This is a genomic window from Amycolatopsis sp. TRM77291 (assembly GCF_054166285.1).
On sequence record NZ_JBSZHF010000001.1, the window covers coordinates 4,285,151 to 4,297,223 of the forward strand.

The following is a 12,073-nucleotide window of genomic DNA, read 5'->3' on the forward strand; positions in this document are numbered from 1 at the left end:
CAGCCGCCCGTCTCCTCTGTAGCGGCCGGGAACGTTTTCGGACCTCCCGGCGTTGAGCCAAGTGTCCAGCCAAGCTGGGCCGACGAGGAGTAGCGGGTTTTCCACAGGGCCTGTTACACCGAGACGGACCCGGCGGACGACCGCAGCACGTTCAGCCCGTGACCGGGGAGGCAGAATGTCAGTCCAGACTCTCGAACGCGAAGCGCGCGGGATTCGCGAGCGCCGTATCCCGGCGCAATCCACCCAGGAGCCGGTGAGCACGGGGGCGCTCACCGACGCCGACCTCGACGCCCAGAGCCCGGCCGCGGACCTCGTTCGCGTGTACCTCAACGGAATCGGCAAGACGGCGCTGCTGTCCGCCGCCGACGAGGTCGAGCTGGCCAAGCGCATCGAAGCGGGCGTGTTCGCCCAGCACATGCTCGACACGGCCGAGGGCCTCACGCCGAAGCGGCGTTCGGAGATGTCCGCCCTCGTGCGTGACGGCCACATCGCGAAGAACCACCTGCTGGAGGCCAACCTCCGCCTCGTGGTCTCGCTCGCGAAGCGCTACACCGGCCGGGGGATGCCGCTGCTCGACCTGATCCAGGAGGGGAACCTGGGTCTGATCCGCGCGGTGGAGAAGTTCGACTACTCCAAGGGGTTCAAGTTCTCGACCTACGCGACCTGGTGGATCCGCCAGGCCATCACCAGGGGGATGGCCGACCAGGGACGCACCATCCGGCTGCCGGTCCACCTGGTGGAACAGGTGAACAAGCTGGCCCGCATCAAGCGCGACCTGCACCAGCAGCTCGGCCGGGACGCCACCCACGAGGAGCTGGCCGCCGAATCGGGGATCCCGGCGCACAAGATCTCCGACCTGCTCGACCACTCGCGTGACCCGGTGAGCCTCGACATGCCGGTCGGCACCGAGGAGGACGCCCCGCTCGGTGACTTCATCGAGGACTCCGAGGCGACCGACGCCGAGAGCGCCGTGATCTCCGGTCTGCTCCAGGACGACCTGCGCCGCGTGCTCGCGACGCTGGACGACCGCGAGTCCCAGGTGATCCGCCTGCGCTACGGCCTCGACGACGGCCAGCCGCGCACGCTCGACCAGATCGGCAAGCACTTCGGGCTTTCCCGTGAGCGCGTTCGGCAGATCGAGCGAGAGGTCATGTCGAAGCTGCGTCAGGGTGAGCGGGCGGATCGCCTGCGCGCCTACGCTTCGTAATGGTCATTGAGCCGTTTCGGCTCGGAAAAGCAACACCCGTTCGGCAGCGTTGACTTATGACCTGCGTCACGAGACCGTCGAGCAGGTAATAAGTCTTCGCGGTCGGGTGTTCGCACCCGGATCGCTTTCCCCGGGAGGTCGGGTCCGTCGGGGTGGGCCCGGCCTCCCGAACTCTTTGTCCGGCGCGACGACAATTTGCAGCGCGGGAATTGCGTTCCCCTTGCCTTCGCGCCGGACGTGCCGCCGGTCACTCGGGACCCGCCGAGTACCGTGGGCGAGTTCCCGATGCCGGCAAAGGAGCCCGCGCAGTGGCGCCCACCACGTTCCAGTACACCGAAGTCCTTCCCCTCGCCAAGGACACCCGCACCGAGTACCGGCTGATCGGCACCGAAGGTGTCGAGGTCGTCGAAGCCGCGGGCCGGAAGTTCCTCAAGGTCGAGCCCGAGGCGCTGACCAGGCTCGCCAAGACCGCGATCACCGACATCCAGCACCTGTTGCGCACGTCACACCTCGCGCAGCTGCGCGCGATCGTCGACGACCCCGAGGCCAGCGGCAACGACCGTTTCGTCGCGATGGACCTGCTGCGCAACGCGGCGATCTCCGCCGGCGGCGTCCTCCCGATGTGCCAGGACACCGGCACCGCGATCGTGATCGGCAAACGCGGCGAGGGCGTGCTCACCGGCGCCGACGACGAGCGCGCGCTGTCCCGCGGTATTTTCGACGCCTATCAGGAGTTGAATCTGCGCTATTCGCAGATGGCGCCGGTGAATTTCTGGGATGAGCGCAATACGGGCACCAACTTGCCGGCGCAGATCGAGCTCTATCACAAAGATGGCCAGGGCGACCCAAGCTATGAATTCCTGTTCATGGCCAAGGGCGGCGGCAGCGCGAACAAGACGTTCCTCTATCAGGAAACGAAAGCCGTCCTGAACCCGAAGCGGCTCGCGAAGTTCCTCGACGAGAAGCTGCGCAGCCTCGGCACCGCGGCCTGCCCGCCGTACCACCTCGCGATCGTCGTCGGCGGCACGTCTGCGGAGTTCAACCTGAAGGTCGCGAAGCTCGCTTCCGCGCGTTACCTCGACGACCTGCCCACCGAGGGCTCCGAGCTGGGCCACGGTTTCCGCGACGTCGACCTCGAACAGCAGGTGCTGGAGATGACGCGCCAGTTCGGCATCGGCGCGCAGTTCGGCGGCAAGTACTTCTGCCACGACGTCCGGGTGATCCGCCTGCCGCGCCACGGCGCGTCCTGCCCGGTCGGTGTCGCCGTCTCGTGCTCGGCCGACCGCCAGGCGAAGGCGAAGATCACCGCCGACGGAGTCTTCCTGGAGCAGTTGGAACGCGACCCGGCGCAGTTCCTGCCGGACGTCACCGAGGACGACCTGTCCGACGAGGTGGTGACCGTCGACCTCAACCGGCCGATGGCCGAGATCCGCGCGCAGCTCTCGCAGCTGCCGGTGAAGACCCGCCTGTCGCTGACCGGTCCGCTCGTCGTCGCCCGCGACATCGCGCACGCGAAGATCGCCGAGCGGCTCGACGCGGGTGAAGAGATGCCTCAATACCTTCGCGACCACCCCGTGTACTACGCGGGCCCGGCGAAGACGCCCGAGGGTTACGCGTCGGGCTCCTTCGGGCCAACCACCGCGGGCCGCATGGACTCCTACGTCGAGCAGTTCCAGGCCGCGGGCGGTTCGCTGGTGATGCTGGCGAAGGGCAACCGGTCCAAGAAGGTGACCGCCGCGTGCAACGAGCACGGCGGGTTCTACCTCGGCTCGATCGGCGGCCCGGCCGCGCGGCTCGCGCAGGACTGCATCAAGAAGGTCGACGTCCTCGAGTACGCCGAGCTGGGGATGGAAGCGGTCTGGAAGATCGAGGTCGAGGACTTCCCCGCGTTCATCGTCATCGACGACAAGGGCAACGACTTCTTCGAAGCCACCTCGGAACCGGTGCTGCAGATCAGCTTCCGCTGAGACGTCCGTGAAGGCCTCCCTCACTACCTTCAGGGTAGGCAAGGAGGCCTTCACGGCGTTCCGGTCGGTTATCGCATCTGCTTCAGGACCACGGTCCGCTCCCCCAGCGGCGCCGACAGCGTCACCGAGAGCACCGGATGCCGGATGTCCATCGTGCACATCTGGCCGGTCTGGCCCTTCAGTTCGGTCAGGTTGACGGTCACCCTGGTCCCGTCCTGCTGCGCGGCCTCCGCCGTCGCGTGCCCGCAGCCGCCTTCCTGACCGCGGATGTTCAGGATGGTCCCGCCGTTGCTGGTGTACACCTCGCGCGGATAGTCCGCGGGCAGCGCCGACGCGTCGAGCTGCTTGTCCGGGAGCTTGGTGCTGCCTTCCGGCACCTCCTGGCGAGGCGCGCCCGGCACACCCGGCTGGCTTCCCGGCTTGCTGCTCGGCGCGGGGGCCGGCGAGGAGGACGGCGGCGCGGACGACGACGGTGGCACGGTACTCAGGGTGCCGCTCCCGGGTCCGGCCGCGGGTTCCGCTGCCTGGTTCTGCGCCCCGCAAGCGGATACCGCAACGACGATCAGGCCAAGGCCGATGACATTCGTTAAGTACCTCATGTGACTGGGACGGAACGAGACCGTCGTGGGGTTGCACATGATCTCAACCCGCTTCCATGACGACGGTCCGCGGCCCGAGCGGCTCGGCGAGTTTCACCGGCAGGACGGCGTAGCGGATGACCTGCGGGCACATCTGCCCCGGATCGCCGTGGTCGATCTTCACCTTGACCACGACCCGCTGCGCGTTCTCCTCGGCGAGGTCCGCCTTCGCCTCGTCGCAGCCGCTCAGTTCGAGGTGCACGTTCAGGCCGCCGTTCTCCGCGCTGGCCTGGGCGGGCACCTTGGCGTCGACCTGGGACGGCGGCAGCATCTTGTCCGACGGCGGCGGGCCGACGGTCGGCCGGGACATCGGTGGTTTCGCTCCCGGCGGGCTCGCCGGGACCGAGGTGGGCAGATCCGAGGGTGTGGTGACGACCGGAGGGGTACTCGTGTTCGCCGGTGCTCCGGGGCCGCCCGCGCCGCAGGCCGCCGTCGCGGCGAGCACGAGCCCCGCGCCCAGCGTCTTCGCTGCGTTCATCATGGTTTCAGGACGGGATGGACCTCACCGAAGGTTGCATCAACGATGGGCCGCGCGGCCGCGGACCAGTCCGAGGATCACCACCCCGGCGAGGGTGACGGCCAGCAGCAGCACCGTGCTCGCCGACGCCAAGAACACCTGCCCCCGGTCCGTGAGCGCGAAAATGCTCGCGGGCAGCGTGCGCCAATCCGGTGGGTACAACATCATCGTGGCGCCCAGTTCGCCCATCGACATCGCCAGCGCGAGACTCGCCGACGCCGAGATCGACGGAAGCAGGACTGGCAGCCGCACCCGCAGCAGCACCCGGACCGGCGAAGCGCCGAGACTCGCCGCCGCCTGCGCCAGCAGCGGGTCCATCCGCGCGATCGCGGCGGAAACCGTGCTGTAGGAGAACGGCAGCAGGATCATCACGTGACCCAGCAGCACGATCCAGCGCGTGCCGTTGAAGGCGAGCGGCGGACGGCTGAACGCGACCAGCAGCGCGAGCCCCAGCACCACCGACGGCACGGCGATCGGCAGGTGGAACAGGGTGTCGACGGCTTTCCGCAGCTTGGACGGCGCGGACTGGGCGGCGAGCGCGGCCCACGTCCCCAGCAGCACCGACACCAGCGACGCGATGACCCCGGTCTGGATGCTCACCGAAAGACTCGCGAACGTCTCCCCGGACAGCGCCTGCGCGAAATGCGAGCCGGTGAGCGCGCCCGGCAGCAGTCCCGTCCAGTTCCCGGCGACCGACGCCAGCACGATCATCAGCAGCGGCGCCAGCACGATCGCGGAGAACAGCACCGCGAACACCGCCCACAGCAGGACGCGGCTACGCCTGGTCCACAGCAGCACGACGGCCTCCCTTCGTCAGTCGCCGGTAGGTTCCGTACAGGGCGAGGGAGAACACGACGTTGACCACCGCGATGACACACGCCTGCGGGAAGTCGAAGGTGACGATTCCCTTGCCGTAGACCAGCATCGGCAGCGTCGTGACGTCCTTGGCGCCGAGGAACAGCACGATGCCGAACTCGTTCATCGCCAGCAGCATGGTCAGACAGGCACCGGAAGCCAGTGACGGCAAGGCTTCCGGGAGGATCACCTGGCGCAGCACGCGGCCGGGTTTCGCGCCGAGACTGGCCGCGACCTCCATCTGCGCCGACGAGACCTGGCCGAACGCGGCGAGCGCCGGCCGCATCACGAACGGCGTGTAGAAGGTGATCTCCGCCAGCAGGATCCCGAACGGCGAGTACAGGAACCCGCCCGCGCCCAGGATCCCGGCGCTGCCGTAGATGAAGGTGAACGCGAGCGCGATGAGGAACGACGGGAACGCGAGCACGGTGTCCACCAGCCGCGAAAGCGTCCGCGCGCCGGGGAACGGCACGAACGCGATCACCAGCGCGAGGAACGTCCCCAGCACCACGCATCCCGCGGTGGCGCCGAGCGCGAGCGCGATGGTCTTCCAGGCGGCGTCCCGGAATTCCGCCGAGCCCAGGACGTCGAGCCACACCGAAAAGCCGAACTCGCCGGTCTTCGATTCCAGGGACTGGAGGACGACCAGCACGAGCGGGTAGCCGAAGAAACCGAGCAGGGCGAGCACCGGCGGCAGCAGGAACCAGCCGCGTCCGGGCTGTTTCTCCCGCCGCCGCGCCGGTGCCGCCGCCGTGGTGGCGAGCGCGAGGCCGGTCATCCGACGCCCACCAGCGGGCAACCGTCCGGAATGGACACTCCGACCCGCCCGCCCACCCTCGGGAGACCTTCGATGTCCGGTACTTCGGCCCGGACCTCGTCCCCGTTGTGCGCGAGTTCGAGGTCGAGCCGGAAGCCCGTGCCCCGCCACTGGACCCCACGCAGGACCGCGGGCAGCGCGCCGGGGGCGTCCGCCTCGGTGATCCCGACCCGGTGCGGCCGGACGCCGAGCGCGACGGGCTGCCCCGCCCGGAAGGTCCCGGACGGATCGGCCGCCAGCTCGCGGTCACCGAGCCGGACGCGGGTGCCGTCGGCCTGGATCAGTTCGACCGGGATGAGGTTGGACGCGCCGAGGAAGCTCGCGGTGAACTCGGTCGAGGGACGCTGGTACAGCTCGCGGCTCGGGCCGAGTTCGACCAGCTTCGAGTCGCGCATGACGGCGATCCGGTCGGCCAGCGCCAGTGCCTCGCCCTGGTCGTGGGTGACGTAGATCAGCGTGGTGTCGGGAAGTTCGGCCCGCAGCCGCAAGAGTTCCGCGACCATGTCCTCGCGCAGGGCGGCGTCCAAAGCGGACAGTGGTTCGTCGAGCAGCAGCACCCGCGGCCGGATCGCCAGTGCCCGCGCGAGCGCGACGCGCTGTTGCTGCCCGCCCGAAAGCTCACGCGGATAGCGACGGGCGTACTCGCCCATCCCGACCAGCTCCAGCGCTTCGGTGACCCGGCTCGCCGTCTCGGCCCGAGGCGTTTTCCTTGCCTTGAGGCCGAAAGCGACGTTCGCCTCGACGCGCATGTGCGGGAACAGCGCGTAACTCTGCACGACCACGCCGAGGCCGCGCCGGTGCGGCGGTAGCTCGGTGACGTCCTCGCCGTCGAGCAGGACCCGGCCGGTACTCGGCACGACGAAACCCGCGAGCGCCTTCAAGGCCGTGGACTTGCCGGAGCCGGACGGCCCGAGCATCGCCAGCGTCTCCCCTCTCGCCACGGTGAGATCCAGTGGCGAGAGGGCGGTCGTCTGGCCGAAGCGGACGGAGACCCCGCGGAATTCGACCGCCGGGGTCATCGGCCCACGGCCTTCTTGTACGCGGCGAGGTCGGCGTCGAGCTTCGCGAGGACGGCGTTCCAGTCGGGCTGCCAGATCTCGACGCCGTCGAGGGCGGCCTTCACCTTGTCCGCCCGCGGGCCGGACGGCGTGACGTCGGTCCGCGACGGGGCACCGAAGGCGTCGACGACCTTGCCCTGCACCTCGGGCGAGAGCAGGAAGTCCAGGAACTTCTTGGCGTTCTCGGCGTGCGGCGCGTTGTTCACCAGGCCCGCGTAGTACGGAAGCGCGAAGGTGGAGCGCTTGCCCTGCGCGTCGGCCGGGAAGAAGACCTCGAAACCGCCGCTCTTCTCGATCGCGGCCAAGTTCATCTGGACATCGCCGTTGGCCACCAGGATCTCGGCCTTGGCCACCTTCGGCTGCAGCTTGCCGGTGGAGGACGACGGGCCGACGTTGTTGGCTTCGAGCTTCGCGAGGTAGTCGAGTGCGCCCTGTTCGCCGAGGACGTGCTGGAGCTGCAGCAGGACCGCGGTGCCGTCGCCCGCCTCGCCAGGGGTCGAGTACTGGAGCTTGCCCTTGAGCGACGGGGACAGGAGGTCGTCCCAGGTCTTGGGCGAGACCTGCGGGTTGCGGATGAAGCTGAGGTAGTTGTTCATGATCGCGAAGTAGCGACCCTGGCCGTCCTTCTGCCCGGCGGCGACCTGGTCGATCCCGGCGGGCGCCGTGGCGGCGAGCAGGCCCTGCGACGCGGCCCGCTGGATGAACGGCGGGAGCGTGACCAGGATGTCGGCCTGGGTGTTGGCCTTCTCCTTCTCCACCCGGGAGGCGACCTCACCCGATCCGGCGGTGACGGCCTGGACGGTGATCCCGGTCTTGGCCTTGAACTCCTCGAAGCGCTGGGCGTACCAGTCTTCGAGACCGTCCACTGTGTACAGCGTGACGGTCTGGTCGCCCGCCGCTCCGCCTGCGGTTCCGCCGCAGGCGGCCAGGGTCAGGGCGAGCAGCCCGGCGAGGGCGGTGGCCGCGAGTTTCTTCATGTCGTCAAAGCTCCTTGGGGGACAGCAGGGCGGGGAGGTCGCGGACGGATTCGAGGACGTGGGTGGCGCCGGCGGCTTCGAACTCCGGCTTCTTTGCCGATCCGGTGAGCACGCCGGCGACGATCGAGGCGCCGGACCGCAGCCCGGTCTGGACATCCGAAGCGGTGTCACCGGCGACGGCGACGCGGCGGACGTCGGTGACTTCGAGCCGCAGCGCGGCGGCGAGGACGAGGTCGGGGAACGGGCGGCCGCGCACCCCGTCGCCCGGTGCCAGTACGGCGTCGGCGAGGCCGTGCCAGCCCAGCGCGTCCAGGATCGCGTTCTGCGTGGCCGGGGCGAAGCCGGTGGTGAGCGCGACCTTCACGCCTTGGGCGCGCAGTTCCTGGATCGTCTGCTCGGCGCCGGGGATCGGCTCGCAGTGGCCGTCGGCGACGAGTTTCTCGTAGGCTTCCTGGAAGGCGGTGTTCGCGCGCTGGGCGCGTTCCTCGTCTCCGCCGAGCAGGGCGCGGAAGACGACGATCTTGGACTGCCCCATCGTTTCGACGACGTAGTCGAGCATTCCGGGGAAGCGGCTGTCCTCTTCGGACACTCCGGCGGCGGCGATCGCCGCGGTGAAGGCACGGATCACCAGGCCGTCGTCGGCGACGGTGGTGCCTGCCATGTCCAGGACGACGAGTTCGGTGTTCACCAGGAGAGCTCCTCTGCGGTGTCTTCGGCGATGGCGGGGGAACAGGTCATCCCCCGGCCACCCGGTCCGGTGACGAGCCACGCGTTGTCCGCGACGCGGGCGCGGTGCACGATCCGGGTGGGGTCGGTGGTCTGGGCGTAGACCCCGGCCCAGCGGCGGGCGATCCGCGGGAGCGGCCGTCCGAGCAGCGCGCCGGCGACCTCGGCCAGATGGTCGTACGGGTCTTCGGTGGTGTCGAACGAGAACGGCTCGTCGTATTCGTGGGTGTCGCCGATGGTCAGCGAGCCGTCGAGACGCTGGACCATGAGCAGCTGCATCTTGTGGGCCGCGGCGATCTCACCCTGCGGCTGCCCGGCGTTGAGGCCGTCGAGCGCGTCGCCGCGGTACGCCGGGTAGTAGCGGAAGCTGTCGGCGTCGGCGACGGTGGTGGTGAGGGTCTCCCCGAGCGGCTCGGTCTGCGCCATCTGCAGCCGCACGCGGCGGATCGGGGTCGCCCCGGCGAGCTCCTTGACCAGGCCACCGGTCCAGGCGCCGGTGCACAGCACCACGACGTCGCCTTCGTGGGTCTCACCCGTGTCGTCGACTACGCCGCGATCGGTCAGGTCGCGGATCTCGCGACCGGGCACCCAGGTGTAGCGGCCGGATTCCGCCAGCTCGGCGCGCAGGGCGGGCTGGGCGACGCGCGGTTCGACGGCGGCGTCGCGGTCGCACCAGAGCGCGCCGAGGAAGTCGCCGCGCAGGGCCGGGTTCAGCTCGCGGGCCTCGGCGGCGTCGAGCAGCTTGAAGCCGCGGTCCTCCGTGCTCACGGCCGCGGCCTCGGCGACGGCGAGTTCGGCGTCCGTGCGGACGACGGTGAGTGAGCCGTTCGGCCGGAAGCCGATGCCTTCGACGCGTTCGCCGATGCGCTCCCACAGCACTCGCGCCCGGGCGGCCGTCTCCAGTTCGGGGCCACTGGCACGGCCACCGACCCAGACCAGGCCGAAGTTGCGCACCGACGCGCCCCTGGCCTCGGGTTCACGTTCGATCTGGACGACGTCGTGGCCGCGTTCGACGGCCTGCCAGGCGTGCTGAGTGCCGAGCACTCCGCCGCCGATGATGAGGATTCGCACACCGCAGACGCTCGCCTGCGCGCACCAACGCTCCGTGACCCCCGCCCTAACCGCAGGTGAAGTGCCACCTAAATGTGGACCAGACCTGTTATCTTCGCGTTACATTACGACGCGTTTCGTCCTCTCGATGCGGTCGTTGAAAGTACAAATACCGCGTTCAGAGGACTGAATGCGGGCGACGGCTACTCCACTCGGCCCAGTCGGGTCTCGAAGGAGAGCCGGTCACCGCGGAACAGCGAGCGGACGCGCTCGAACGGGACACCGTCGGGTCCCCACGACGTCCGGTGCATCAGCAGCATCGGCAGCGCGGGGTTCGTCCCGATCAGCAAGGCCTCCCGTGGCGTGGCGAGCACGGTCTCGACCCGCTCCTCGGCGCCGTCGAAGACGACCCCGAGCCGTTCCCGCAAACAGGCGTAGAGCGACTGTGTGGGATCGAACACATCCATCAGTGTCGGGAATCGCGCGGCGGTGAGATAGGTCGATTCGAGCCCGACCCGCTCGTCGTCGGCGAGCAGCACCCGTTCGATGTGGATGACGTCGTCATCGGGATCGATTTCCAGTTCCGAAGCCAGCGACGGACCCGCTTCCCGGCGTTCCAAAGAGATCAGATTCCGGCCCGGCTGAATGCCCTGCCTCCTGAGTCCTTCGGTGTAACTCACCAAAGCGAGCGGCTGGACGAGCTTGGGGCCCGCGACGTACGTGCCGCTCCCCTGCCGCCTGCTCAGCCGCCCTTCGAGCACGAGTTCACCGACGGCCTGGCGCACCGTCGCGCGGGAAACCTCGAATCGTTCGGACAGTTCCCTTTCGGTGGGAAGTACCGCTCCTTGCCCTAATTCGGAGATCACCTCGAGCAGATCGACTTTGACCGCGTAATAGCGGGGAATGCGGCCGTGTTCGGGAATTCCGTCCCGGACCGGCCCGTCGGCGGGTGGATGTAGTCTTGGCGAACGCGCTTTCACGATCCAGATCCTAGGCCCGTTTCCCCATGCCTGTACTGACCCGAACGAAGTGTTCATGCCACGCTCACACTCGTGGCCGAAAGGGCACCTCCGGCGGCCGTTCAGCCTTCCGGCGGTTCCGGTGCCCGCCCGTCCAGGAGTAACGGCGTTGGGCGCTCCGGTCTACGCCATTCGTCGGCGGCCGGGGGCGGGCGTCCGTTAATCACCATCATCGGCTGAAAGATCCGAAGAAAGTTGGTTGTCCCGGAGTATGCCCACCTGCTGTAGTCAGTTGGCCGCAGTCAGTCTCCCTGCCTCCACTGTGGACAGCCGGAAGGAATGAACCCTTGGACATCAAGCGTCGGTTCAGCCTGCTCAAAAAGTCCCTGATCGCCGTCGCGGCGGCCGGAACCCTGGCGGGTCTCGCCACGGCTCCGCAAGCCGTCGCCGCGGAGCCGCCGTCCACCGACGTGGTCGGTGGCACGCGCGCCGCACAGGGCGAATTTCCTTGGATGGTAAGGCTTTCCATGGGCTGCGGTGGTGCGCTCTACACCCCGCAGATCGTGCTGACGGCCGCGCACTGCGTGTCGCGGACCGGGGCCAACACGGGCATCACCGCCACCCTCGGCGTGGTGGACCTGCAGAGCACCGCGGCCAAGAAGGTCAAGTCGACCTACGTGTACAGGTCGCCGACCTACCCCACCTCCACCGGCGGTGACTGGGCCCTGATCAAGCTCGCCAGCCCGGTCAGCGGCATCCCGACGCTGCCGATCGCCACCACGACGGCCAACAACAGCGGCACGTTCACCGTCGCCGGCTGGGGCGCCGCGACCGAGGGCGGGGCGCAGCAGCGCTACCTGCTCAAGGCCAACGTGCCCTTCGTCTCCGACTCGACCTGCAAGGCTCAGGGCGGCAGCTACGCCGACCTGATCGACAGCGCCGAGATCTGCGCGGGCAACGTCACCTCCGGCGGCGTCGACACCTGCCAGGGTGACTCGGGCGGCCCGATGTTCCGTCGCGACAGCGCCGGCGCCTGGATCCAGGTCGGCATCACCAGCTGGGGCGAGGGGTGCGCGCGGGCGCACGCTCCCGGCGTCTACACCGAGGTGAGCACCTTCGCGACCGCGATCAAGAACGCGGCCGCCGGGCTCTAGTTCCCCACCGCACGGCATGCCCTGAAGGTCCCCTTCACCACAACGGCGTGGTGGAGGGGACCTTCTCGTTCGGCGGACAGCGCCGGTCGCCGTGTCGCGAAAGCCACTTTCAGGACATCAGAGGTCGCGAAAGTGGCTTTCGCGACAC

The 12,073-nt window shown here is 69.0% G+C and carries 12 protein-coding genes; 3 read left to right on the top strand and 9 right to left on the bottom strand.

Annotated elements, in window-relative coordinates:
• Nucleotides 1-175: 175 nt before the first annotated feature.
• On the top strand, nt 176-1,207 hold the full coding sequence (locus ACXIZN_RS19655) for a sigma-70 family RNA polymerase sigma factor (protein WP_126731471.1): 1,032 nt from the start codon (nt 176-178) through the stop codon (nt 1,205-1,207).
• A gap of 308 nt (nt 1,208-1,515) precedes the next feature.
• On the top strand, nt 1,516-3,174 hold the full coding sequence (locus tag ACXIZN_RS19660) for a fumarate hydratase (protein WP_457956106.1): 1,659 nt from the start codon (nt 1,516-1,518) through the stop codon (nt 3,172-3,174).
• Between the two features lie 68 nt (nt 3,175-3,242).
• On the opposite strand, the gene ACXIZN_RS19665 is transcribed toward ACXIZN_RS19660, so the two are convergent.
• The 9 genes from ACXIZN_RS19665 to ACXIZN_RS19705 all read right to left on the bottom strand — a co-directional run bounded on the left by ACXIZN_RS19665 (nt 3,243) and on the right by ACXIZN_RS19705 (nt 10,792).
• On the bottom strand, nt 3,243-3,653 hold the full coding sequence (locus tag ACXIZN_RS19665; protein WP_457956108.1) for a hypothetical protein: 411 nt from the start codon (nt 3,651-3,653) through the stop codon (nt 3,243-3,245).
• Nucleotides 3,654-3,816: 163 nt separating this feature from the next.
• The gene (locus ACXIZN_RS19670; protein ID WP_457956109.1) at nt 3,817-4,293 is read right to left on the bottom strand and encodes a hypothetical protein; all 477 of its coding nucleotides are present in this window, start codon (nt 4,291-4,293) and stop codon (nt 3,817-3,819) included.
• Nucleotides 4,294-4,329: 36 nt separating this feature from the next.
• Entirely contained in the window at nt 4,330-5,127 is a 798-nt protein-coding gene (locus ACXIZN_RS19675; RefSeq protein WP_457956111.1) for an ABC transporter permease, read from the bottom strand.
• On the bottom strand, nt 5,105-5,962 hold the full coding sequence (locus ACXIZN_RS19680; RefSeq protein WP_457956113.1) for a 2-aminoethylphosphonate ABC transporter permease subunit: 858 nt from the start codon (nt 5,960-5,962) through the stop codon (nt 5,105-5,107). Before ACXIZN_RS19680 ends, ACXIZN_RS19675 begins: the two co-directional genes overlap by 23 nt.
• Nucleotides 5,959-7,020, bottom strand: coding sequence for an ABC transporter ATP-binding protein (locus ACXIZN_RS19685; protein WP_457956114.1), 1,062 nt, complete (start codon nt 7,018-7,020; stop codon nt 5,959-5,961). Before ACXIZN_RS19685 ends, ACXIZN_RS19680 begins: the two co-directional genes overlap by 4 nt.
• Entirely contained in the window at nt 7,017-8,036 is a 1,020-nt protein-coding gene (locus tag ACXIZN_RS19690) for a 2-aminoethylphosphonate ABC transporter substrate-binding protein (protein WP_457956115.1), read from the bottom strand. The genes ACXIZN_RS19685 and ACXIZN_RS19690 overlap by 4 nt, the downstream gene beginning before the upstream one ends.
• 4 nt (nt 8,037-8,040) lie before the next feature.
• The gene (locus tag ACXIZN_RS19695) at nt 8,041-8,727 is read right to left on the bottom strand and encodes a phosphonatase-like hydrolase (protein WP_457960558.1); all 687 of its coding nucleotides are present in this window, start codon (nt 8,725-8,727) and stop codon (nt 8,041-8,043) included.
• The gene (locus ACXIZN_RS19700) at nt 8,721-9,833 is read right to left on the bottom strand and encodes a TIGR03364 family FAD-dependent oxidoreductase (RefSeq protein WP_457956116.1); all 1,113 of its coding nucleotides are present in this window, start codon (nt 9,831-9,833) and stop codon (nt 8,721-8,723) included. Before ACXIZN_RS19700 ends, ACXIZN_RS19695 begins: the two co-directional genes overlap by 7 nt.
• A gap of 182 nt (nt 9,834-10,015) precedes the next feature.
• Entirely contained in the window at nt 10,016-10,792 is a 777-nt protein-coding gene (locus ACXIZN_RS19705; protein WP_457956117.1) for a GntR family transcriptional regulator, read from the bottom strand.
• 326 nt (nt 10,793-11,118) lie between these two features.
• Here ACXIZN_RS19705 and ACXIZN_RS19710 point away from each other — a divergent pair, with 326 nt between their 5' ends.
• On the top strand, nt 11,119-11,925 hold the full coding sequence (locus tag ACXIZN_RS19710) for a S1 family peptidase (RefSeq protein WP_457956118.1): 807 nt from the start codon (nt 11,119-11,121) through the stop codon (nt 11,923-11,925).
• The last annotated feature ends 148 nt before the right edge of the window (nt 11,926-12,073 follow it).

Excerpts from the sequence above, each read along its gene's own strand:
- ACXIZN_RS19655 (WP_126731471.1), top strand. The coding sequence starts at position 176 with ATGTCAGTCCAGACTCTCGAACGCGAAGCGCGCGGGATTCGCGAGCGC.
- ACXIZN_RS19670 (WP_457956109.1), bottom strand. The coding sequence starts at position 4,293 with ATGATGAACGCAGCGAAGACGCTGGGCGCGGGGCTCGTGCTCGCCGCG.
- ACXIZN_RS19680 (WP_457956113.1), bottom strand. The coding sequence starts at position 5,962 with ATGACCGGCCTCGCGCTCGCCACCACGGCGGCGGCACCGGCGCGGCGG.
- ACXIZN_RS19685 (WP_457956114.1), bottom strand. The coding sequence starts at position 7,020 with ATGACCCCGGCGGTCGAATTCCGCGGGGTCTCCGTCCGCTTCGGCCAG.
- ACXIZN_RS19690 (WP_457956115.1), bottom strand. The coding sequence starts at position 8,036 with ATGAAGAAACTCGCGGCCACCGCCCTCGCCGGGCTGCTCGCCCTGACC.